Origin of the sequence: Pedobacter sp., assembly GCF_965279535.1 — a bacterium.
Taxonomy (GTDB): domain Bacteria; phylum Bacteroidota; class Bacteroidia; order Sphingobacteriales; family Sphingobacteriaceae; genus Pedobacter.
This window is the reverse complement of record NZ_OZ257244.1, coordinates 4072372-4094388: the sequence shown is the minus strand read 5'-3', so window position 1 is coordinate 4094388 and position 22017 is coordinate 4072372. Positions and strand designations below refer to the sequence as shown.

The window sequence follows — 22017 nt, the reverse complement described above, 5'->3', positions numbered from 1 at the left end:
TAAGATATACCGCAACTATTTATAAAACACCAATTGTCTAGACATCAGTGTTGAACTCCATAAACTGCTATCTAATTAGCCAAATAAGCATGTGGATTAGTTTCAATTGCGAACATCGATCAGCTTGAATATTATTCAATTATAGGATAAACGGGGGGAAATCCGTTTGGTCTAAATTTTTTTACAATTATGCGCAAATGCCATGTAGCTTGCATTTAATTTAGAAGGTACATACCCTCGGTTTAACAACGTGATTGATTTAACACCGCCATTGAAATGAAATTTGTATTTTTTGTTTTTTGAAATAATTTGATGAAGCGGGAATTGAAAGTTCATGCATTATTTAATGCATTCCTCAACTCGCATCTAGCCTTCATTTTCATAGAATTCGAATTATCAAGTACTCATCATCAAAAACTGAAATTCTTATTTGAATAATGGAATGAGTTTATGAGAATCATATCCTAAAAAACCCATTTTTTTAAGGCTAGAGAAAGGACATACCAAGAACAACCTCAAACCTTGGTAAATATCAAATAATGAGGGAATAATGAAAATAAAATGAATGGAATAAATTTGCCTATTTATAAAAATGAAAGGGCAACTAGAATGCTGCCCTTAATCAATTAATGCTCACGGTGATTGGCATCTTAAGCAGCTACTCCTGTCATTCTTCTGCATTCTTCCGCACAAGCCTTACAAGCATCTGCACATTCCTGACAATGCTGGGTATGATGATTACTACACTCATCTCCGCATTGCTGGCAAATATCTGCGCAAATACGGCAAATGTCTTGAGCAAAAGAGCTACCCATACTCATCAATTGAGCGGCAGAGTAGCAGATGGCTGCACATTGCATATCAAGCTCAATACACCGCGCCATCATTTTCACGTCTTCTTCCTGAGTGCATGAACTTGCACAATGATTGCAAATTGAAGCACACTTTAAGCATGCATCAATACAGTTTTTCCATTCATGGTATCCCATAACTTTAATTTTTTAGGGTTATAAAAAAAATTCCTATATAGATAACATGGTTATTTCCAGGCGGTTTCATTTTGTTTAAGAAAAGCTTTAATCCCGTGATATGATGCTTGTTTAAACGGTAGAAGAATAAGAAACTGGTTCTCGTATTCAAATAAGGAGGAATAGTGATAAATTAAATTCTCAACACCTACTTTAAGATTTTGCACATCATTTTATTAGTATTATATTTGCAATACGGAAATGGTGTCCTTCCGATTCAACCGCTTTTTTCAAAAGCTGATGGCGCCTACAATAGAAATTCCAGCAGGTAATAAAATCTGCCGGTCAAAGTATTGTAGGTGAAAAAATTAAAAATAAATTCTCAACTCTTATTGCTGGCAGCTATCTTAATTGCGCTTGTCTTACTTTGTCTGTCTGCCAAAGTGAGATCAGTGTTAGCAATGGTCCTGCCGGTTGAAACTGAATGGTTCTTGTGGATAAATCAGCACCATAATGCATTCTGGGATACGATCATGTACTGGGCCAGTGATAAGCGTTTTTGGCTTCCTTTTTATGCCTTCATTATTTATTGCCTCTTCCAGAATTTCTGCAAAAAAATTTGGCAGGTTCTTATTACCATTGCGCTACTAGTTGCTAGTGCAGATCAGATTGCTTCAGGACTGATTAAAAACACCGTTAAGCGTCTACGCCCTTCCCATGAACCGAATCTAACTACGATCATTCATTTAAGTAAAGCAGGTGCGGGTGGGATGTATGGATGGCCATCCGCTCTTTCATCACCTATCTTCAAAAGCATTCTTTCCGCTGGTTCGGCATTTACCGGATCATTGCCGGAGCAACGGTTCTTGTACTCATTTACTTTGGAATTATTCAATAACGGAAAATTAACATAAAACTATGTGGTGGATCTACGCGCTATTATCAGCTTTCTTTGCTTCCCTTACGGCCATCTTTGCAAAAGTCGGCGTAACCAATGTCAATTCTGATTTGGCTACTGCCATACGAACGGTGGTAATACTGATTGTAGCCTGGGGGATCGTAATGGCCAGAGGCGAACTTAAAGGAATTACGGAACTGTCAAAGCATAACCTGCTATTTCTTTTTTTATCTGGCCTTGCCACCGGCTTGTCCTGGATATTCTACTACAAGGCTTTGCAGATCGGGAAAGTGTCCCAGGTCGCCCCTGTTGATAAGTTGAGTGTTGCCCTAACTATTATACTTGCAATGGTGTTCCTGAAAGAAGCTCTTACCCTGAAAGTATTCTTTGGTGCCCTGCTGATCATTGGGGGAACACTGGTTTTGATCTTTTGAGAAACTCAATTATTTGTAAGCAACCGAAATACTAAAAATCAATATAAAACAAAAAACTATGAAATTAACTAAAATTCATGCCCGTGAAATTTTGGATTCCAGGGGCAATCCGACAGTAGAAGTAGAAGTCACTCTTAACGGAACAACAGCAAGGGGTATTTCTCCATCCGGGGCAAGTACGGGTGAAAAAGAAGCCGTAGAGCTTAGAGATGGTGATCCAGAGCGCTATAATGGTAAAGGCGTGGAAAAAGCAGTAAAAGGGATTAACGTCGAAGTCGGCAAATCAGTCACCGGCTTATCCTTTGAGGGTCAGCAGGCCTTCGATGATCATATAATTGGTCTGGATGGAACCGAGAATAAATCAAGGCTCGGCGCAAATGCGATGCTTGCGGCCTCAATCGCCTTCGCCCGGGCTTCGGCCGTTGCAAAAGGGATTCCCTTGTATAGGCAGCTAGTGGAAAGGGAAGGTTACGTAATGCCCGTACCGTGCATGAATGTCATTAATGGGGGAAGGCATTCTGATAACAACATCGATTTTCAGGAATTTATGATTGCCCCTCATAACGCCCCCTCGTTTAAGGAAAGTATCCGTATGGGCGAAGCTGTTTTTCATTCCCTGAGAAGTCTGCTAAAAGCGAAAGGCTATTATACCGGAGTTGGTGACGAAGGTGGGTTTGCGCCAAATCTGAGTTCTAATGAGGAAGCCGTCCAAATCATCATGGAAGCGATACATATTGCCGGTTTTGCTCCAGGCAAGGATATTTCCCTTTGTCTTGACCCAGCGACCAGCGAAATGTGGAATAATGGAAAATATGAATTTTATAAAAGTTCTAAAGAACGGATCACAACAGATGAAATGATTGGCTTTTGGGAAGGATGGTTAAAAGAGTACCCAATTATCCTGTTGGAAGACGGGTTGGGCGAAAACGATTGGGAGGGATGGAAAAAGCTGACCAGCCTTTTGGGAGACAAAGTGGAATTGGTTGGAGATGATATATTCTGCACCAACCCGAGTATTATCCAGCAGGGAATCGACCAGGGCATTGCAAACAGCGTACTGATTAAATTGAACCAGATCGGTACAGTTTCCGAAACGCTAAAGGCCGTAGAACTAGCCCAAAAAAACGGTTACAATTGCTTTATTTCTCACCGCAGTGGTGAAACTGAAGACACGACAATTGCGGATCTGGTTGTCGCTACCGGTGCGGGGCACATCAAAACAGGAAGTGGCTGCCGCTCTGAAAGGGTATCTAAATTTAACCAGTTGCTTCGGATAGAAGAAGAACTTGGTGATAGGGCATCATTTGCAGGAATCAATACTTTTTATAAAAAATTATAAATCAGCCGCTAACCTACAATGAAACATAATAAATTTTTATTTGAACACCTTTCGGTTTTTAAATATGCGGTTCGATGGACGCTGCTTATACTTCCTGTTGCCATTGCAATAGGAAGTATGGTTGCCTTGTTCCTTTGGCTGCTAGGCTGGGCCATTCACTTTCGCTTTCAGCATACCTGTCTCATTTTTCTGCTACCTTTAGCAGGTATTGTGATCCACCTGATTTATCAGTCAGTTGGTAGGTCCTCAGAAAAAGGAAATAACCTGATCATGGATGAAATCCATAGGCCGGGTGGTGGAGTGCCCAGGCAGATGGCGCCAGTAATCTTAATAACTACAGTGATTACCCATTTGTTTGGCGGATCGGCTGGAAGAGAGGGAACCGCGGTACAAATCGGAGGAAGCATCGCAGGAATGTTTAGCCGCTGGTTTAAGCTAAATGAGGTAGACACCAAGATGCTCCTTACCGCGGGAATTGCAGCCGGGTTTGGGGCGGTGTTCGGAACACCGCTCACCGGTGCCATATTTGCAATGGAAGTTCTGGCCATTGGAAGAATAGAGTACAAGGCTTTACTTCCCGCATTAATTGCCAGCGTGCTTGGTGATCTTACTGTCTCTGCCTGGGGCATCCATCATACCGCTTATCACATCGATCTCATAGAGAAAAGTGCCTACTTTCTATCTGAATACCTGCCGGTAAACCTACTCCTGCTTAGTAAGGTTATTCTAGCATCCACATTGTTTGGTCTGGCCAGCTACCTGTTTGCTGTAATGGTGCATGAGATCAAGGCCTTTTTTTCTAAAGTATGTAAGATCCAGTGGCTTATTCCTGTTATCGGTGGTCTGATTATTATAGGCTTGACTTACGCCATCGGGAAACCGGATTACTTAAGTTTGGGCGTGGATAGCGAATACCAAGGAGCCGTTACAATTCCCTCTGCTTTTCAGCCTGGTGGAGCAGATACTTGGAGCTGGTTATGGAAGACCATTTACACAACTTTAACATTAGGAACTGGATTTAAAGGTGGTGAGGTAACGCCTTTGTTTTATATTGGCGCAACATTAGGCAATGCACTTTCGACCTTATTAAATGCTCCAGTTAGTTTGTTTGCTGCCCTTGGATTTATTGCTGTTTTTGCTGGTGCAACGAATACACCCCTTGCCTGTACGATTATGGGTATAGAACTTTTTGGTAGTGAATACACCATGTTTTTTGCGGTAGCCTGTTTTACAGCCTATTTTTTCAGTGGCCATTCAGGTATATATTCTTCACAGCGTATTGCGGTACCCAAAATATTTACGGGAACATAAAATATTGACTTATCCTGTTCCTGTGGATTATCATAAAGAGGTGAAATTTTTATAAGATCCTTGACCAATGCAATCAGCAATTTATATCAAAAAACAACGCTATATCGACCGCTTTCCTTCCTCTCTTTTCTAAAGCATCAAGTACAGATGATTTAACTGCCTATGTTGTTTTAATAAGGTAGAGCAGTAAAAGTATACTGGCTATGAAAACTAAAGCGGTTAAAACTTTAACAAAAAGTGTTGAATGGTAATACACCCCCTGATTCAGTTGTTCTTTCGTTGAATTATATCTTAAGTAAGAACAAATGATAGTAATTGCTCCCAGGGCAACTAGAAAAATCCCGATAATGCGGGAATCTCCGGTTTGGTGCAGGGGCACTTTACTCCCCAGTGCGGCACTGATCTGCTTGATAAATAGCGAGAATTTCATCACCACGAAGCCAAATCCCATGATACCAATACTGGTTCTGATCCAGGCCAAAAATGTTCTTTCATTAGCCAAATGGTCTCCTGCATGCTGTTTGGTGTTTTCCTGATCTTGAATTTTCATCTTGTTCTGTATCGGTATATTACAGCAATATATTTGCATGTTATGTCAATATCGATGCCAGTTTGGAGATGATAACCCTGGTATCCCGGATGCAAGTAAGCCTGTTTGATTCAGTGCCGGCAGGATAGCAGGTAACTGCAATTTCTTCGATAAACGATAAGCCTGATAGGTCAATAGATTCTTTAACCTCTTGTTCAATGCTTTTCATTAGGATCATGATTAATCGGGGTTGATATGTTCTGATTTTATGAGCTAATTGCTCTATTCCCCCCTGCCTCTGGTTTTTTCTGATTTTAACTGACGATTTATCAATAGGTGTACAAGTTAGATGTTCCAAAAAGCATCCCGTGCCTTTAAAGAACTGCAAAAAATCTTCTACAGATTTAAAATCGCCAAATACCTCACTAAATGCAAGATAAATTGTTCGAAACAGATTAGTATTTCCCAGGTAAAAATGTTTATCGTCACCTCCAGGAGCTTCAGAAACAAAGAGCAGCAGCACTTTAGCTGGCTGATATTGCCTCGAAATTTCGGTAACACTATACATTATAGTTGTAGCTTTTAGCGAAGCGCATAAATAGTTCCGCCAGAGCGTCCTGCTGACCATGAAGCTGAATGAAATGAAACGGCCTTTCGATAACCATATCCTTGATATCTATGATGCGGCATTCATTATTCTTGAGCTCTTTCAATATGGAGTGGATAGATAAAAAAGCCAGGCATTTGCTGTGAATCAAATAGGATTTAATGCTTTCGGTACTACCTAACTGCATTTCTATATTTAAGTCCCCCACCTTTATCTGGTGTGCTTTTAAAGCATATGCAATAACATCTAGTGTACCAGAACCAGGTTCACGAAGTAATAAATCATAATCCTTCAACTCATTCGGTTTGATCATTTCCTTTTTCATGGCATAATTGTGACCAGAACACACCAGCACCAGCTCGTCTTTTAGATATTGTTCGTATTTAATCTGTGGGTTCCGGGAGATGCCTTCAATGATTCCAAAATCTATTTCCTTAGCAATCAAACGCTGCTCTACATCTTCTGTGTTTCCGGTAACCAGTTGAATTTGTATATCCTTAAACTTATTGTGAAACTGTGCCAATACAGGTGGAATGATATATTGTGCCACAGTACTGCTGGCACCAATCCTCAATATTCCTTTATGCTGTTTAGTAAGTAGATTCATATCATATTCCAGTTCCCGGTAAGTTCCAAAAATCTGTTCTGCGTAATGCAACAATAATTCGCCGGCTGGGGTGAGGCTGATTTTTTTGTTTCCACTGCGTTCAAATAATGACATTTTGAACTCCTGCTCTAATTCTTTAATGTGTTTGGTTACAGCAGGCTGACTGATAAATAACTCTGCCGAGGCCTTTGTAAAATTCAGCCTTTTAGCGACAGCATAAAATACTTGCAAACGGAAATCTATCATACACGGTTTTAGTAGATAACCTAAGATACAAACAATTTGTTTCAACGGGTACTGACATCATAACCTTACGTTATCATCAATAACTTTTTATGCTTTTTCTGATGAGTAGAATAAATGCACATTTGTAACAGAAAAATATTGGTTATGAATAAGGAATCAACAGAAAAAGAAATCAGACAAGCACTTATATATACAGCCAGGACAACGGCTATCATTGCGTTTCTATTTGTTGCTTGTGGAACCATTTTCATCTGCACTTTATTTTTTAATGGGCAGCCAGATGTAGTGACAGCAAAAACCAAACAGGATGTGGAAACCGGTATAGCTGCTGTTAACGTCAAAAGCCAGGTTGTACCTGCTGATGCCTGGAAAGCGCCTGATGAAAATACGATTCCGGCGGACACCAAGTACGGCCAGATGATCAGGTATGGCAAAGAATTAATAGCACATACGAGCAAATATTTTGGGCCAAATGGATCCATAGCCCGTATTACAAATGGTATGAATTGTCAGAATTGTCACCTCGAGGGTGGAACCAAACTGTTCGGAAATAATTATGCTGGTTTTATTTCCAGTTTTCCTAAAATGAGTGGCAGATCAGGAAAGGTTGAACCTGCATCGGCACGTATTGCAGAGTGCTTCAATCGAAGTCTTGCAGGCAAAGTACCAGACGAATCTAGTAAAGAGATACAGGCAATGCTGGCTTATATGAAATGGCTTGGAACAGGTGTAAAAAAAGGGGAGAAAGTGTTTGGAACGGGAACCGAAAAATTAAAATTCCTGGATAGGGCAGCGAATGTCAAACATGGAGCGATTTTATATACCAGTAAATGTCAAAGTTGTCATGGTGCAAATGGTGAGGGAATACTCGATGAAGACAAACTAACTTATGTTTATCCGCCATTATGGGGCAAACACAGCTACAATGATGGCGCAGGGATGTATAGACTCAGTAACTTTGCGGGGTTCGTAAAGAACAATATGCCATATGGTGCCAGATATGGAGATGCGCAGTTAAGTGATGAGGAGGCCTGGGATCTCGCTGCTTTTGTGAACTCACAGCCAAGACCACATAAAGATCAGGGAAAAGATTACCCTGATTTGTTAAAAAAACCTTTTGATGCGCCATACGGACCATATGCCGACAAATTTTCTGAAAATCAACATAAGTATGGTCCATTTGCACCAATTGTAACCTCCGAAAAACAAGTAAAACTAACAACTAAATAAATCATCAAAATCTAAAATCATGAAAAAAATAACCTTAATCTGTACATTATTTTTGCTGATCGCAGCAACCTCGGCCACTTTTGCCCAAGCTACACCTGCTAATTTTACAGGGGCAAAAGCCACCCTGAAAAATTATAAGGCACTGTATGTAATCAATAACGGTGATGAGAAAAAGATTGCAGGAACACTTCGAAACCTAAAAAATGCACTCGACGATCCCAGGTTAAAAGGGAAAATCAATGCAGAACTTATTGCCTTTGGAGATGGCGTAGCTGTTTACCAGAAGAACGGATCTTTTGAAAAAACATTGTTAGAACTGCAATCCAGAGGAGTAATTCTTGCACAATGTGAAAATACCGTCAGAGAAAGGAAAATCGAAAAAAATACCTTATTTGATTTTATCAGTTATGTACCCAGCGGCAATGGTGAAATCATCATCCGTCAATATCAGGGATGGGCAGTTGTACATCCTTAAACCAAATAATTAGAAAATCATGAAATATATAAATCACACCTTTTTAGCCACAGTTGCATTTTTATTGCTTTGTGGAAATGTTAAGGCCCAGGATCATCGCTTTGATCCGCCCTGGAATACTCCACCTGAAAGTAAAGTTCAGTTCACAGTACCTGGAGTAGACAATGTGCCTGATCTTTTTGGAGACATTAATGATCCCCAACTGGTGGTTTTCTTTGCCGGTAACCAGTTTATGTGCATTGACGAATTAATTGCAGCCTTTAAAAAGTCATATCCACATTATCAGCGGGTATTTGCCGAAACGCTTCCCCCAGGCATTTTAGCCCAACAAATAAAAACCGGTAGCATTGTGGTGGGCAACATGAGAATTACCTTAAAGCCGGATGTTTATACAGCTGGTAAGAACCGGATAGACATGACCCCTGAATGGTTTAGCAAAACGACTTTATATGCTAGAAACAGGTTGGCAATCATGGTCCAAAAGGGAAATCCGAAGGCATTGAAGTCACTCAAAGATTTAGCAAATAAAGAGCTGAGGATCAGTATGCCCAATCCAGAGAATGAAGGGATCGGTAAACGTATTGAAGAAGCCTATGTGAAAGCTGGAGGGGAAACATTAAAATCTACCATCATGGAAGATAAAGTTAAAGATAAGACTACTTATCTTACCATGATCCATCATCGCCAATCACCAATGAGGATCCTATACAACGAAAGTGACGCCGCTCCAGTATGGTATACTGAGGCCTACTATCAGAAAATGATTGGCCATCCTGTTGAGCTCATTGAAATTCCTGAAAAAGAGAATATCCATGCGCAATATATAGCGGGACAGTTAAAAGATGCGCCACATCCGGCCGCTGCAAAAGATTTTATGGATTTTTTGATCAGTCCGCAGGCTGCTGCCATCTACAAAAAGTTTGGTTTTGATTTACCTTAAACATAAACACAATGAAAAATATATTTTTAACCATATTGTCAGTCGTTGCTGTAGTGACCATTGGGAATGCACAAATCCCAAACGATACTTTATATGTCTATGGTCCCGGTGGGCCGCTCGGACCGATCAATGAATGTGCGAAGGTTTTTGGAAAGCAGCATGATATCGTAATTAAAGTCACTGCCGGGCCAGATAATGAATGGATGCCGGATGCAATGAAACATGCAGATCTGTTCTTTGGAGGAGCAGAATACATGCTTTCAAAATTCATGTCTGACCACCCAAACATGATAGTGGCGAACTCTCGGACAGAGTTATATAAACGTGCGGCAGCGATCCTGGTACGGCCCGGCAATCCTAAAAACATCAAAAATCTGGGCGATCTCTGTAAACCAGGTGTGAAAATTCTTGATGTGAATGGGGCTGGGCAAATGGGGCTTTGGGAAGATTTGGCAGGTCGACAAGATCTGATTGCAAACATACAGCAGCGTATAGCAGGTACATTTGCAAATTCGGCATTGGGTATTGCTGCATGGAAAAATGATCCTCAATATGATGCCTGGATAACATTTGGCTCCTGGCATAACCGTTTACCAGACCTCACCTCAATGGTTAGGATTCCTGTTACACAAACAGTCTATAGAGGTACACCTGTAGTGAGGGGTAGCACTGGTACGCATAAGTCGGAAACTGAGGATTTTATCAAGTTTATGCAATCCGATAAAGGACATCTCATTTTCAAAAAATGGGGTTGGGAATAAATAATGTCTAAAAACTTATCTTCTATAACATGAAGTTATGGAAGATAAGTTTTAATGATTTGATCGGGGTTTATTAGTTATGGATCTTTGAATTAGAAAATAAAGACAATCAAAATTATGACACAAATCAAAGACAATTCAAATTCTTCTAAAATAAAGGCGGGTAACCTGCTAAACTTAAATTTAAACACCCGTAAAATTATCTTCATCCTGGCAGTTTTGCTGTGCCTCTTTCCATTTATGTCGCCTCCTTTAGCCTTATTGCTAGGATTAGTATTGGCGCAACTAATGGAACATCCCTATCTGCATTTAAATCACAAGGCCACAAACCTGCTGCTAAAAATTTCTGTTGTCGGGCTAGGATTTGGAATGAATGTATTCAGTGCAATGAAAGCAGGAAAAGAAGGCGTACTGTTTACCGTAGTTTCTATTTTCGGAGTGCTTATCATTGGTTTTATCCTGGGAAAAGTATTTAAAATAGAACGTAAAACATCTTTTTTGATATCAGCTGGAACGGCGATCTGTGGTGGAAGTGCTATTGCTGCATTGTCGCCTGTAATGAACGCAGAAGAAAAACAGATCTCCGTTGCAATGGGTACTGTTTTTATACTCAACTCGGTGGCCTTATTTCTTTTCCCCGCTATCGGACATGCGCTTAACTTGTCACAGTCACAATTTGGTATGTGGTGTGCCATTGCTATTCACGATACCAGTTCTGTTGTTGGGGCAGCCAGTAAATATGGTGAACAAGCACTACAGATAGCCACAACTGTTAAGTTAGCCAGAGCACTATGGATTGTTCCCGTAGCGTTTGGTACATCTTTCCTGTTCAAAAGCAACAATAGCAAAGTTAGTATACCCTATTTTATAGGGCTATTTATCCTGGCAATGATCGCCAACACCTACTTACCTTTTATTAAGCCTTTTGCGCCCTACTTTGTAGCATTAGCAAAAGCAGGCTTAACTTTAACCTTGTTCCTGATAGGAAGCGGACTCTCATTTACTATCTTGAAAGCAGTGGGGATAATGCCACTGTTACAAGGCGTAATTTTATGGATAGTAATTTCAAGTGCTGCATTATGGGCAGTTATATCTTTGGTTTAAAATACATTAGTTACTGATCATCACCAGCTTTTTTGAAAGATCATCAATAAGAACCACATGTTTATAATCGGCGCCACCTGTTCCTACACTCTTAATTATCCCCGAGGATTGACCGCTAAAAGCTCCTTTTTCATCGGTCTTAAAAGAATTGATGACATAATCTGCGTTAAACGTATCATTTGAGGAGTTGGTTAACGCTAAAGTATACGAAGTATTTGGCTCGAGTTTTTTAAAGTCCTGTTGGACAAGATCAGTCAAGCCTACGCTTCTTACGTTTAGCATGCCTGATGACATTGAATTATCCTTATTCATCAATTTAATCACCTGACTTTTGTCTGCAAGATTAAGCGGGGTTAAATTTTCTTTTGAGGCATTTGCAGGGCTGGCATTAGCGGCGTACAACAATGCTTGCGGACATTGTCCAATAGCAATGGTTTTTACAACGGCCATTTTTACCAGATCAACCACTTGTACCTGGTCATCATTTTCTAATCCGACATATGCAAATTTACCATCTGCCGAAGTCCAGACGCCATGTGGCAATGATCCTGTCGCAACGCTATCAGTAAGCTTGAAATCTTGTGAAACACTAAATACTTTTAAGCTGTTTTCTCCGCCAATGGTTGCCAGCATCACAGGTGAATCATTAACTAAAGTAAAAGTGACATGGTTGGTAATTGGACCTGTATTTAGTACTGTATGTATCGTATTTGTCTCCGTGCTGATGACAGTGATCTTCCCTACATCCTTATGTGTCAATGCAATCCATTTCCCATCAGGACTACAGAATATATTTGGAGAAAATGGACTAACTACTGGAATACGCTTTACAATAGCATAAGAAGTTGCATTCACTACATCCACTTCTGCAGTAAAGCTGGAACAAATATAAGCCCATTTTCCATCTGGAGTAAAAGCAACCATTCCCGGGCCGTCGGCTACTGGAATTTGCTTGATTTCAATCAGTTTATTTGCATCAATTACGCTGATATACGATTCTCCTCTTACCGATATCCATGCCTGTGATCCTGAAGGGTTAAAGGTTGCCTCATGCGGTGAACGTCCGATATAAACAGTTTTTAAAACTTTATTTTTTGCTGTTGAAATAAAGGTTACTGAATTTGATCCAATGGAAACCGCTGCTAGTAATTGCCTTTTAGGGGAATAACCCAGGCCATGAACCAGGGCCTGTCCCTTATATAGAGGACTTAAGATATCAGGTTGGGGTTTACCAAGAACAATATTTCCTAATAGCGTTTGTGTTGAGGGATCTAAGACAGAAACCGTATTAGATATCTGATTGCCTGTATAAACCCTGTCTTGGGCATAGATTGATTGTGCTTTTGATTGTAGGGCAAAACTGAATATTAATAGCGTAAACAAGGATATCTTTTTCATATGTTAATGGGAGTTTGTAAATGTCTTCATTTGTTGGATTTCTATCTGTTCATCTGAGATAATATTCTCGGCCAGTCTTTTTACATTTTTATTTTTTCCATACCGCAACTCAACTTTAGCCATGTCGATGGCAGCCTGATGGTGAGGAAGCATTATCCTTGCAAAGGACAGATCAGTATCAGACAATTGTTTTTCTTCAGGCATTTGTTCCATCATCACTTTCATCATCTTCTGGTTGGCGTTTTGATGTTGGTTGCCTGTAGCGATAAATCCTTCAGGATGGCTGAGCAGGAGTCGCATTTGCTGAATCTGGGTTTGTTGCTCAGCTTTGATACTTTTAGCTAGCTGAATCATTTCTTTATTTTTTCCGGTCTTAATCTCTTCTTCTGCCATATCAATAGCACCCTGGTGATGTGGGATCATCATTTGTATGAAATCTCTGTCTGCAGATGTGGTAGCTGATATTTCATCCATCTTCATCATCATATGAGCCATTTGCCCAAGGAAGACATTTTTTTTAGTTGCCATTTGCATGTGTTCATGTTGTGCTCGTGCAGAGAAACTAGCAAATAGTAGAAGTATAGACGTGAATCTGATCATGGTTTGATGTAGAATATTAATTGTGATAAACTGTTTATGCCAAACAAGCCTTATGCGATAACCGCAAGATCCTGAAATTTGTTCTTATTGAGCTATATTACATCTACATCAATTGGCGAGATAAAATTAACCATGTAAGTTCTTCTGTCTAAATCATGCTCCATGGGTTGCGTTTTGCCATTTTGATCTGTCGCTCTAGCCATTAAACTATATCTTCCAGTCTTAGCAGGAACCACCCATTCAAATTCAAATAGCTGCCAGGCGAAAGGGATAGCAGGACCAATTAATTTTGCTGGTTGCCATGAATTTCCTTTATCCGTGCTTATTTCTACTTTCGATAGGTTACTATCACCTGACCATCCTGCACCCCTTACTTGATAAGGTTTTCCAGCCGGCACCGCTTCAAACAATACCGGCCTTGATATTTCAGACTTAACCAATGTAGTGGTTACGGGCGTCAAGGTAGGTAGTCCTTCAACACGCTTCCAGTAAGCATATTCAATCGTCTGCCAATAGCCATCAAACGGCTTTTCAGATGCAGTAATTTTCATCAGCCATTTCACAGATGCCATACCATACCATCCTGGAATAATTGCCCTTGCCGGGAAACCATGTTCAGCACTCAATGGTTTTCCATTCATTTCATAGGCGATGATGATGTGATCCTGCATTGCTATATTTAACGGAATGCTTCGGGCGAATTTGATTTTTCCTGGTGATTTCGGCTCTTCTGTAATCATCCCCTCATCATTCCCTTCCAAAATAATGTCTACCGTACCCACCTTTATGCCAGCCTTCTTTAACAATACGGATAAAGGTACTCCTGTCCATTCAGCATTGCTGATCCCACCTTGTTCCCATCCTAAACCCTTCACTTTTGGGGCGAGGTTAGCACGTCCGTTTCCGGCACATTCTATAGTAGCCATTACCTTTTTTGCAGGAAGCTTTTTAAGTTCGCTCAGATTGATCTTTATGACATGATTGGTGTTGCCGCCAATCTCTAATTCCCAATTTGTAGCATCAATATTGGGAATATTAAAATGACTCCTGATGAAGAACTGGTTATTTGGAGTAATCCTGTTTTTTAACGTAGGAAATGGAAACTCCATATTTAATGGCTTTTTCTCTCGCGTAATAAGTCCTGGAAAGTCATTGTCTTCTCTGGTTTGTTGAATCTCCTTCGCCGAAGCCCAGGATGGTATTGTTGCGCCAGCTATCACCGGGATAATTCCAGTAACAAAATTACGTCTGTTTAACGTGTAGTTTTGTGATGTTTTGTCGTTTTTCATTTCAATAAATGTAGGTGATTACAATATAGCCAAAAATCTCTCATAGGATAACTTGTATTCTTCCTTTTTCTTGATGGTTGAAAGGAAACAACTGTAGACTTTACTTCATCGCTGGCCTGCTAGAAAAGACACAATAGTTCTATAACTGTTTATCAAATACTCATCTCAATTTCTATCAAAAAACGGTGGAATAGTGATAGGACTAGCAGTCATCTTTCAAAAAACGAGGGAATAATGATAACGGAAATACTGGAGGAGCTATATAAAAAGCTCCATCCAAATTTCTAATTTATACTTAAGATTTGTCAATAGCGACACGATATGTCGGATCTTCATATATATTAACATCAATAACACTTTCAGCGTTTTTAAGTAGTAGCCTACAATCTTCGCTTAAATGTTTTAAATGAAGTTTTTTACCCGCGAGATGGTATCGTTCTGTTAACTTGTTTAATGCTTCAATAGCAGACATATCCGACACTCGACTGTCCTTAAAATCAACAATTACTTCAGATGGGTCTTCATTAACATCGAACTTTTCAGTGAACGCTGTAACTGAACCAAAAAACAATGGCCCATAAATTTCGTAGTGCTTGGTGCCACTTCCATCCACGAATTTTCTTGCACGAATCCTTTTTGCACTCTCCCAGGCAAAAACAAGTGCCGATATAATTACACCAATTAAAACTGCAAGGGCGAGGTTATGAAGCCAAATGGTGATCGCAGCCACCAGTATGCCAATAAATATATCTTGTTTTGGCATTTTATTGATGATCCGTAAACTGATCCACTCAAAGGTTCCTACGGCCACCATGATCATCACGCCTGTAAGGGCAGCCATTGGAACTAAACCAATTATCGGTGCGCCAAACAGAATGATAAGCAAAATAGTGAGTGCTGCCACTATGCCCGACAGGCGGGCTCTCGCCCCTGCTGAAAGATTTACCAAAGTCTGAGCAATCATTGGACATCCTCCCATACCATAGAAAAAGCCATTCAGAATATTGGCAATACCCTGAGCTATTGATTCACGGTTACCATTCCCCCTGGTTGCAGTAATTTCGTCTACTAGGTTAAGTGTTAACAGCCCCTCGGTAAGCCCAACTCCTGCCATGATCGCGGCATAGGGCAATATAATTTGAAAGGTTTCAAATGTCAATGGAATCTGAGGAATGTGAAATGGTGGAAACCCTCCGCTGACAGAGGCAATATCGCTTACTGTTTTAGTATCGATACCGAACCCGAGGACGACAAGAAAAACAACAATAATAGCAACCAGGGATGGTGGTACCGCCTTTGTTATCTTTGGAAAGAATAGTACGATAGCAATGGTAAGCGCAACCAACCCGGCCATGATTAAAAGTGGGCTACCGGTCAACCAGGCCTCTTTTCCATTGATGATGGTTTTGAACTGTTCAATCTGGGCCATGAATATAATAACTGCCAGTCCATTAACAAAGCCATACATTACCGGTTGGGGAACAAGTCTGATAAATTTCCCAAGCTTGAAAAGACCTACCAGGATCTGAAAGGCGCCGGCGAGGGCTACAGCGGCGAATACATATTCAATTCCATGCGCCTGCATCAAAGCAATCAGCACAACTACGACTGCTCCTGCACCGCCTGAGATCAGACCTGGACGACCGCCCAGAACTGAGGTTACAAGCCCCATAATAAAAGCTGCATAAAGACCGACCAAGGGGGGGAAACCCGCAAGGATAGCGAAGGAGAGCGATTCAGGCATCATGGTCATGGCCACAGTGATGCCAGCCAAAATTTCGGTTTTGTAGTTGACTTTTTGAGATAAGTCAAAAAAACGTGTACGTAAGAACATACCAATAAAATTAAAGGTCAAAAATTATAAAATAAGGGGCATTGCCCTAGCAAGGGATTATGCTAAGGGAGAAAAGAGTCACTGAAAGAATTCAGGGCTTTGTCACAGGGTTATATGAAACTTGTTTAACTTTTCTCATTTCGATTGATGCAAAAATAGAAAAATATTTTTAAAATCTGTCATTACCTATGGTTTTGCTCTGGTGTCTGAATTAACAGGAGGCAGATTTAGACCGTAAAAATGAAAATGTTATATTTGAAAAATATGCCAATGTCGATCAACAAAAAGGTTTTTAAAGACTTTTTCAACTCTACAACATCAAGTGGGATTATCTTATTTTCCTGTTTAATTTTGTCTTTAATAATAGCAAACTCGCCACTGGGTGAAGGCTTTGATAACTTTTTAGCGAATCAAATTGGATATGAAACCACCAGTTTACATTTAAAGTATTCTGTTGCGCTATGGATCAATGATGGCCTGATGGCCATTTTCTTTCTTTTGGTGGGACTTGAAATTAAAAGGGAAATTGTGGAAGGTGAACTTTCCTCACCTAAAAAGGCAATACTTCCGATTATATGTGCGATTGGTGGTGCCATTGTGCCGGCAATAATCTATACCATATTTAACCGTGATACGCCAACTGCTAGCGGATGGGGTATACCAATGGCTACAGACATTGCTTTTGCACTAGCCATTCTATCGCTCCTGAGTAAAGGTTCCACTTTCCCTAAAGATCTTTCTAGCTGCCCTGGCTATTGTTGATGATCTGCTTGCAATATTAGTAATCGCGGTATTTTACTCTTCGGATCTCCACTATATGAATATGGTTTATTCCGGGGCTATATTGATACTACTGTTCCTCTTTAATCGCTTCGGGTTAAAGAACCTTGCCTTTTACCTAATTCCAGGTATTTTTATCTGGTACTTTGTTCATCACTCAGGCATTCATGCAACTATTGCAGGAGTTTTGATAGCGCTTACACTACCCACAACAGCAGATCATAAAGAGTCTCCACTGGAAAAACTAGAGCATGCACTTACTAAACCCGTTAATTTTCTGATCATTCCAATATTTGCACTGGCCAACACCAACATCCGTTTTGAAAACGGCATGGTAGAAGGGCTTTTTACAGGTCTGGGAATGGGCATTGTGCTAGGTCTGGTTATTGGTAAATCTTTGGGTATATTATTTATATCATGGCTCAGCGTAAAGCTTAAGCTAAGTGAGCTACCTGAAAATGCAAAATGGGTTCATATCCTTGGTGTTGGCCTACTTGCAGGTATCGGGTTTACCATGTCCATATTTATATCAATCTTATCCTTCGCTGACCCGCTGCTTGTTCAGGAAGCAAAGTTTTCAATTCTTGTCGGCTCCGTAATATCAGGACTATTAGGTTATTTGATTTTAAACCTTAGCAGCAAAAAGAGAGATCAGAAGAATTAAAATTAATATTCTGATAAATTTGTTGTTTCATTAATAAATCGTAATATTGCAATATTATATGGGACTTACAAAAACCGAAATGTTTACCTCCGAGCAGAACCAGCTTGCTCAGCTATTAAAAGCAATGGCTCACCCTGCACGTATTGCTATTCTGCAAAGAATACTAGTTTTCAATACTTGTATTTGTGGAGATCTTGTAGAGGAGCTGGGTCTTGCCCAAGCTACAATCTCCCAGCATTTAAGGGAATTAAAGTCTGTCGGGATTATCCAGGGTACCATCGAAGGGGTTAGCGTTTGCTATTGCATAAACCCTGAAACATGGAAATTACTGGAAGCCCAAATCGGTGCCTTCCTTGGATCATATAAGCTAGAAGCTAGCTGCTGCTAGCTTTTTTTAATCAAATCAATCGTTTAATTGCAATATAAAAATACTTAAATCTTTAATTATGAAACTATCAGAAATAAAAGCCCACTTGGCGCAGGCTGAAAGCGTAAACTTTCAATTAGAAAACGGTACACCAGTTCCTGAACATTTCCATGTGACCGAAGTTGGTGTTGTTACTAAAGATTTTATTGATTGTGGCGGTACGGTACGTCATGAAAAAGTAGCCAACTTCCAACTTTGGGATGCCAACGATTTTGAGCATCGTTTGAAAGCAGGCAAGTTGCTAAACATCATATCTCTTTCTGAAGAAGTATTGGCGATGGAAGATCTGGAAATTGAGGTAGAATACCAGGCTCAAACTATTGGTAAATACGACCTTGGTTACGATGGTAAAAACTTCCTGCTTATTGCTAAGACAACAGCGTGCCTTGCTCCGGAACTATGTGGTGTTCCTGAAGTAAAACAAAAAGTACAATTTCAGAATCTTGCTGCTTCAGGATCAGCGTGTACACCAGGTGGCGGTTGCTGCTAAATAATCAATCATAAACTATGTCTGCAAACAACTGTGCACCTGCTGCCGAAAGAAGAAAATTAAGCTTTTTAGACCGGTACCTTACACTATGGATTTTTCTAGCGATGGGTATCGGTGTAGCTACCGGCTATTTTCTACCATCTTCCTCCGGATTTATAAACTCGTTTTCCAGTGGAACCACAAACATCCCATTAGCTATCGGACTGATCTTAATGATGTATCCGCCACTTGCTAAGGTGAAATATGAAAAGATGGGAGAAGTTTTTAAAGACACTAAAGTCTTAAGCGTATCCCTGGTTCTGAATTGGGTAATTGGTCCACTTCTAATGTTTTTTTTAGCAATCACTTTTTTAAGAGATTATCCGGAATATATGGTTGGGCTGATCCTTATTGGCCTGGCAAGGTGTATTGCTATGGTGGTGGTCTGGAACGAGCTTGCAGAGGGTAACAGGGAATATGCAGCAGGCTTGATTGCACTGAACAGCATTTTTCAGGTATTGCTCTACAGTGTGTTTGCTTATATCTTTATTACCGTTTTGCCACCTTTTTTTGGTCTGGAGAGCCTTGAAGTAAACATCACCATTTCCGAGATTGCTAAAAGCGTAGGAATCTACCTGGGGCTTCCCTTTGCAATGGGTATAATCAGTCGGTACGGCCTTATTAAACTGAAAGGTGAAGACTGGTTTCAAAACAAGTTTATCCCGCTGATTTCCCCAATTACTTTGATAGCGCTACTTTTTACTATCGTAATTATGTTTAGCCTGAAGGGCGAACTGATTGTACAAATTCCAATGGATGTAGTGAGAATTGCTATACCCCTTGTTATTTATTTTTCTATCATGTTTGTGATCAGCTTTTTTGCTGGCCGTTACTTCGGTGCAGACTATTCAAGAAGTACATCAATTGCTTTTACGGCCACAGGAAATAATTTCGAACTGGCCATAGCAGTTGCTATTGGTGTTTTTGGAATCAATTCGGGACAAGCATTTGCGGGCGTTATTGGCCCTTTGGTTGAAGTCCCGGCACTGATTGCCCTGGTCAACCTTGCTTTTTACTTCCGCAAGAAATACTATCCGTCAAAAAAATTAAACACCATACATTAATGAGAATTGCACTTTTTTCAGATATCCATGCTAATCTTCCTGCCCTGGAAGCCTTTTTTAAACACGTTGAAACCAGAAACACTGATGCAATTTATTGCCTTGGAGATTTAGTTGGATATAACATCTGGCCAAACGAAGTAATAGATGAAATTCGCAAACGAGGCATACCAACTATCGCAGGAAATTATGACTGGGGCATTGGCAGGTCTAGTGATGATTGCGGTTGTGCCTATAAAACAGAAGAAGAAAAAGCATTAGGTAAGGTTTCTATCTCCTACACAAACGAAGTGGTAAGGGACGAACAGCGTGCTTATCTAAGAACCCTTCCTGCTCACATTAGACTAGAATACCAGTTGAACCACGATAAACGCAATATTCTGTTTGTACATGGTAGCCCCCGTAAGGTCAATGAATACCTTTTTGAAGACCGTGATGAAAAAAGCATGCTTCGGATCATGGAACAGGCAGATGCAGATATTATGTGTTTTGGCCATACCCACAAGCCTTATCATAGAATTTTAAACTCAGGGAATGAAGGTGCGGATCATTTCAGGCATGCCATTAATATTGGCTCAGTAGGTAAACCAAAAGACAGCGACCCAAGGGGTGGTTATGTTATTTTAACCATCAACCCTGATAGTACAGTAAACAATAAGGACAGTGTTAAAGTCGAATTTATTCGCTTTGAGTATGATATAGAAAAGGCAGCTAAAGCCGTAGAGGATAGTCCTCTTCCGAATGAATATGCAGACATGTTGCGTAGAGGATAAGGTATGAGAATAGCACTATTTTCAGATATTCATGCCAATCTACCTGCATTTAAATCAATGTTAGACGATATGGATGACCAAAAACCCGATGCCGTTTATTGTCTCGGTGATCTGGTGGGATACCACATCTATCCAAACGAAATTATCCAGGAGATCCGTAAGCGTGGAATCGGAACTTTGAAAGGTAATCATGACCAGAAGGTTGAAAAATTAATTACAACCCCGAATAGTCTCCAGGAGCCAGGGAAGAATTATGCGTATCATTTAATCAGCCAGGATAATAGAGATTACCTGAAGACACTGCCTGCGCACATTAAATTGGAATACAAACTACAATCCGAAACACTCAATCTTGTTTTTGCCCACGGCAGCACCAGAAGTATAGATGAATATATTTTAATAGATACGGATGAAAAGTATGTTTTAGATATGATGCAGGAAGCAGGTGCAGACATGCTCTTTGTTGGTCATTCTCACAAGCCTTACCATCGTATTTTAGAGGATAATGATAATAAGTTTAAGCACGTAGTTAACCTCGGGTCGGTAGGAAAGCCTAAAGACGGAGATCCCAGGGGCTGCTATGTGATACTTACCATTGCTGCAGACAGCTCCCTATCAGATAAAAACAGCATACAGGTAGAGTTTATAAGGTTTGAATATGACGTAGAAGCCTCAGCAAGAGCTATTGAAAATAGTTTGTTGCAAAGTGAATTTGCAGATGCATTGCGACTAGCCAAATAACACTAACCAAATGGAGGTCAACACCAGAGACTATGCGCCAATAGAAAAGCAGCTTGCAAAGTTCATGCGGGTCTTGGCACACCCAGCCCGGATGGCTATAATGATCCGGCTTGCAAGGAAAGAAAGTTGTACTGAAGGAGTAATAAACGATCTGCCAATTGAAGAATCTTCAGTTGCAAAGCATCTTAAAGCCTTAGAAGTTGCTGGACTTATAAAAGGGAATACCTCAAATTTACGATCACGTTATTGCATTAACTGGTACGCCTTTTGGATTTCTCTGAACAATTTAATTTGCTATTTAACAGTTTTTTAGAGCAAGCACCAATTCAAAGCTGCAAGACCAAGGTTTAAGCTATCTATGATAGTTCAGCTAGGGGTTCTAATACACGGCAGAGCAAGAGAAATATTGCGATCATTATTTCTCTTCTTCCAATTATCAAAAAACGGTCGTTTCTTGATAATACAAAAATGG

23 protein-coding genes, 1 pseudogene and 1 riboswitch are annotated in these 22017 nt (G+C 40.2%); of the genes and pseudogenes, 16 read left to right on the top strand and 8 right to left on the bottom strand.

The genetic code is table 11. From position 1 onward, the window contains the following. Positions 1-650: 650 nt before the first annotated feature. Positions 651-887 (bottom strand): four-helix bundle copper-binding protein, encoded by a 237-nt coding sequence (locus ACQY77_RS16800; RefSeq protein WP_231459955.1) that lies wholly within the window; start codon positions 885-887, stop codon positions 651-653. 329 nt (positions 888-1216) lie between these two features. Then, positions 1217-1285, top strand: a riboswitch (Fluoride riboswitch). 42 nt (positions 1286-1327) lie between these two features. Here ACQY77_RS16800 and ACQY77_RS16795 point away from each other — a divergent pair. Genes ACQY77_RS16795 through ACQY77_RS16780 form a run of 4 tightly spaced genes read left to right on the top strand, consistent with a single transcriptional unit; the run spans position 1328 to position 4950 of the window. Continuing rightward, a complete protein-coding gene (locus ACQY77_RS16795) occupies positions 1328-1882 on the top strand; it encodes a hypothetical protein (protein ID WP_124910972.1) in 555 nt (184 codons plus the stop codon). 4 nt (positions 1883-1886) lie between these two features. Next, positions 1887-2300 carry an EamA family transporter gene (locus ACQY77_RS16790; protein ID WP_008245453.1) on the top strand — a complete coding sequence of 138 codons (414 nt, stop codon included), beginning with the start codon at positions 1887-1889 and terminating at the stop codon, positions 2298-2300. A 58-nt stretch (positions 2301-2358) separates the two neighbouring features. Next, positions 2359-3639 carry a phosphopyruvate hydratase gene (gene eno / locus ACQY77_RS16785; protein WP_008245454.1) on the top strand — a complete coding sequence of 427 codons (1281 nt, stop codon included), beginning with the start codon at positions 2359-2361 and terminating at the stop codon, positions 3637-3639. Positions 3640-3657: 18 nt separating this feature from the next. Continuing rightward, positions 3658-4950 carry a voltage-gated chloride channel family protein gene (locus tag ACQY77_RS16780; protein ID WP_008245455.1) on the top strand — a complete coding sequence of 431 codons (1293 nt, stop codon included), beginning with the start codon at positions 3658-3660 and terminating at the stop codon, positions 4948-4950. A gap of 160 nt (positions 4951-5110) precedes the next feature. Here the strand turns inward: ACQY77_RS16780 and ACQY77_RS16775 are convergent, their stop codons facing one another. Genes ACQY77_RS16775 through ACQY77_RS16765 form a run of 3 tightly spaced genes read right to left on the bottom strand, consistent with a single transcriptional unit; the run spans position 5111 to position 6939 of the window. After that, entirely contained in the window at positions 5111-5500 is a 390-nt protein-coding gene (locus tag ACQY77_RS16775; RefSeq protein ID WP_008245456.1) for a YidH family protein, read from the bottom strand. A gap of 40 nt (positions 5501-5540) precedes the next feature. After that, positions 5541-6047 carry a hypothetical protein gene (locus ACQY77_RS16770; protein ID WP_056095394.1) on the bottom strand — a complete coding sequence of 169 codons (507 nt, stop codon included), beginning with the start codon at positions 6045-6047 and terminating at the stop codon, positions 5541-5543. Next, complete coding sequence (locus tag ACQY77_RS16765; protein WP_056095397.1) at positions 6040-6939, bottom strand: LysR family transcriptional regulator; 900 nt, start codon at positions 6937-6939, stop codon at positions 6040-6042. The genes ACQY77_RS16770 and ACQY77_RS16765 overlap by 8 nt, the downstream gene beginning before the upstream one ends. Before the next feature lie 144 nt (positions 6940-7083). Between ACQY77_RS16765 and ACQY77_RS16760 the strand changes: the two genes are divergently transcribed. From ACQY77_RS16760 to ACQY77_RS16740, 5 genes are all read left to right on the top strand, one after another. Continuing rightward, complete coding sequence (locus ACQY77_RS16760) at positions 7084-8169, top strand: c-type cytochrome (RefSeq protein WP_082491480.1); 1086 nt, start codon at positions 7084-7086, stop codon at positions 8167-8169. A gap of 19 nt (positions 8170-8188) precedes the next feature. Further along, positions 8189-8644: a DsrE family protein gene (locus tag ACQY77_RS16755; RefSeq protein ID WP_008245470.1), complete on the top strand. Its 456-nt coding sequence runs from the start codon at positions 8189-8191 to the stop codon at positions 8642-8644. A 19-nt stretch (positions 8645-8663) separates the two neighbouring features. Continuing rightward, complete coding sequence (locus ACQY77_RS16750; protein ID WP_056870676.1) at positions 8664-9584, top strand: molybdate ABC transporter substrate-binding protein; 921 nt, start codon at positions 8664-8666, stop codon at positions 9582-9584. Positions 9585-9595: 11 nt separating this feature from the next. Further along, entirely contained in the window at positions 9596-10345 is a 750-nt protein-coding gene (locus ACQY77_RS16745; RefSeq protein WP_008245473.1) for a substrate-binding domain-containing protein, read from the top strand. Between the two features lie 117 nt (positions 10346-10462). Next, complete coding sequence (locus ACQY77_RS16740; RefSeq protein WP_008245480.1) at positions 10463-11449, top strand: YeiH family protein; 987 nt, start codon at positions 10463-10465, stop codon at positions 11447-11449. Between the two features lie 6 nt (positions 11450-11455). Here the strand turns inward: ACQY77_RS16740 and ACQY77_RS16735 are convergent, their stop codons facing one another. The 4 genes from ACQY77_RS16735 to ACQY77_RS16720 form a co-directional block, all read right to left on the bottom strand. Beyond that, positions 11456-12847: a beta-propeller fold lactonase family protein gene (locus ACQY77_RS16735; protein ID WP_056095402.1), complete on the bottom strand. Its 1392-nt coding sequence runs from the start codon at positions 12845-12847 to the stop codon at positions 11456-11458. A gap of 3 nt (positions 12848-12850) precedes the next feature. Next, positions 12851-13381: a DUF305 domain-containing protein gene (locus tag ACQY77_RS16730; RefSeq protein ID WP_056095405.1), complete on the bottom strand. Its 531-nt coding sequence runs from the start codon at positions 13379-13381 to the stop codon at positions 12851-12853. A 158-nt stretch (positions 13382-13539) separates the two neighbouring features. Next, positions 13540-14736, bottom strand: coding sequence for a sulfite oxidase (locus tag ACQY77_RS16725; RefSeq protein ID WP_008245487.1), 1197 nt, complete (start codon positions 14734-14736; stop codon positions 13540-13542). A gap of 295 nt (positions 14737-15031) precedes the next feature. After that, positions 15032-16570 (bottom strand): SulP family inorganic anion transporter, encoded by a 1539-nt coding sequence (locus tag ACQY77_RS16720; protein ID WP_088300340.1) that lies wholly within the window; start codon positions 16568-16570, stop codon positions 15032-15034. 240 nt (positions 16571-16810) lie between these two features. On the opposite strand from ACQY77_RS16720, the pseudogene nhaA reads away from it, so the two are divergent. The 7 genes and pseudogenes from nhaA (at position 16811) to ACQY77_RS16685 (ending at position 21858) form a co-directional block, all read left to right on the top strand. Continuing rightward, a pseudogene (gene nhaA, locus ACQY77_RS16715) lies at positions 16811-18014 on the top strand (Na+/H+ antiporter NhaA). 58 nt (positions 18015-18072) lie between these two features. Beyond that, the gene (locus ACQY77_RS16710) at positions 18073-18402 is read left to right on the top strand and encodes an ArsR/SmtB family transcription factor (protein ID WP_088300341.1); all 330 of its coding nucleotides are present in this window, start codon (positions 18073-18075) and stop codon (positions 18400-18402) included. Positions 18403-18460: 58 nt separating this feature from the next. After that, positions 18461-18931 (top strand): DUF6428 family protein, encoded by a 471-nt coding sequence (locus ACQY77_RS16705; protein ID WP_088300342.1) that lies wholly within the window; start codon positions 18461-18463, stop codon positions 18929-18931. 17 nt (positions 18932-18948) lie between these two features. After that, positions 18949-20034, top strand: coding sequence for an ACR3 family arsenite efflux transporter (arsB, locus tag ACQY77_RS16700; RefSeq protein WP_088300343.1), 1086 nt, complete (start codon positions 18949-18951; stop codon positions 20032-20034). Beyond that, positions 20034-20804, top strand: a complete 771-nt coding sequence (locus ACQY77_RS16695) for a metallophosphoesterase family protein (RefSeq protein ID WP_088300344.1) — start codon at positions 20034-20036, stop codon at positions 20802-20804. Before arsB ends, ACQY77_RS16695 begins: the two co-directional genes overlap by 1 nt. Positions 20805-20807: 3 nt before the next feature. Further along, positions 20808-21545 carry a metallophosphoesterase family protein gene (locus tag ACQY77_RS16690; RefSeq protein WP_088300345.1) on the top strand — a complete coding sequence of 246 codons (738 nt, stop codon included), beginning with the start codon at positions 20808-20810 and terminating at the stop codon, positions 21543-21545. Between the two features lie 10 nt (positions 21546-21555). After that, on the top strand, positions 21556-21858 hold the full coding sequence (locus tag ACQY77_RS16685) for an ArsR/SmtB family transcription factor (RefSeq protein ID WP_088300346.1): 303 nt from the start codon (positions 21556-21558) through the stop codon (positions 21856-21858). The last annotated feature ends 159 nt before the right edge of the window (positions 21859-22017 follow it).

Bases quoted from the DNA above. Each gene is read 5' to 3' on its own strand.
- ACQY77_RS16690 (WP_088300345.1), top strand. From the start codon at position 20,808: ATGAGAATAGCACTATTTTCAGATATTCATGCCAATCTACCTGCATTT.
- ACQY77_RS16765 (WP_056095397.1), bottom strand. From the start codon at position 6,939: ATGATAGATTTCCGTTTGCAAGTATTTTATGCTGTCGCTAAAAGGCTG.
- ACQY77_RS16780 (WP_008245455.1), top strand. From the start codon at position 3,658: ATGAAACATAATAAATTTTTATTTGAACACCTTTCGGTTTTTAAATAT.
- ACQY77_RS16710 (WP_088300341.1), top strand. From the start codon at position 18,073: ATGGGACTTACAAAAACCGAAATGTTTACCTCCGAGCAGAACCAGCTT.
- ACQY77_RS16775 (WP_008245456.1), bottom strand. From the start codon at position 5,500: ATGAAAATTCAAGATCAGGAAAACACCAAACAGCATGCAGGAGACCAT.
- ACQY77_RS16760 (WP_082491480.1), top strand. From the start codon at position 7,084: ATGAATAAGGAATCAACAGAAAAAGAAATCAGACAAGCACTTATATAT.
- ACQY77_RS16730 (WP_056095405.1), bottom strand. From the start codon at position 13,381: ATGCAAATGGCAACTAAAAAAAATGTCTTCCTTGGGCAAATGGCTCAT.
- ACQY77_RS16740 (WP_008245480.1), top strand. From the start codon at position 10,463: ATGACACAAATCAAAGACAATTCAAATTCTTCTAAAATAAAGGCGGGT.
- ACQY77_RS16705 (WP_088300342.1), top strand. From the start codon at position 18,461: ATGAAACTATCAGAAATAAAAGCCCACTTGGCGCAGGCTGAAAGCGTA.
- eno (WP_008245454.1), top strand. From the start codon at position 2,359: ATGAAATTAACTAAAATTCATGCCCGTGAAATTTTGGATTCCAGGGGC.
- arsB (WP_088300343.1), top strand. From the start codon at position 18,949: ATGTCTGCAAACAACTGTGCACCTGCTGCCGAAAGAAGAAAATTAAGC.
- ACQY77_RS16755 (WP_008245470.1), top strand. From the start codon at position 8,189: ATGAAAAAAATAACCTTAATCTGTACATTATTTTTGCTGATCGCAGCA.
- ACQY77_RS16800 (WP_231459955.1), bottom strand. From the start codon at position 887: ATGATGGCGCGGTGTATTGAGCTTGATATGCAATGTGCAGCCATCTGC.
- ACQY77_RS16790 (WP_008245453.1), top strand. From the start codon at position 1,887: ATGTGGTGGATCTACGCGCTATTATCAGCTTTCTTTGCTTCCCTTACG.
- ACQY77_RS16720 (WP_088300340.1), bottom strand. From the start codon at position 16,570: ATGTTCTTACGTACACGTTTTTTTGACTTATCTCAAAAAGTCAACTAC.
- ACQY77_RS16745 (WP_008245473.1), top strand. From the start codon at position 9,596: ATGAAAAATATATTTTTAACCATATTGTCAGTCGTTGCTGTAGTGACC.
- ACQY77_RS16725 (WP_008245487.1), bottom strand. From the start codon at position 14,736: ATGAAAAACGACAAAACATCACAAAACTACACGTTAAACAGACGTAAT.
- ACQY77_RS16735 (WP_056095402.1), bottom strand. From the start codon at position 12,847: ATGAAAAAGATATCCTTGTTTACGCTATTAATATTCAGTTTTGCCCTA.
- ACQY77_RS16750 (WP_056870676.1), top strand. From the start codon at position 8,664: ATGAAATATATAAATCACACCTTTTTAGCCACAGTTGCATTTTTATTG.
- ACQY77_RS16770 (WP_056095394.1), bottom strand. From the start codon at position 6,047: ATGTATAGTGTTACCGAAATTTCGAGGCAATATCAGCCAGCTAAAGTG.
- ACQY77_RS16685 (WP_088300346.1), top strand. From the start codon at position 21,556: ATGGAGGTCAACACCAGAGACTATGCGCCAATAGAAAAGCAGCTTGCA.
- ACQY77_RS16695 (WP_088300344.1), top strand. From the start codon at position 20,034: ATGAGAATTGCACTTTTTTCAGATATCCATGCTAATCTTCCTGCCCTG.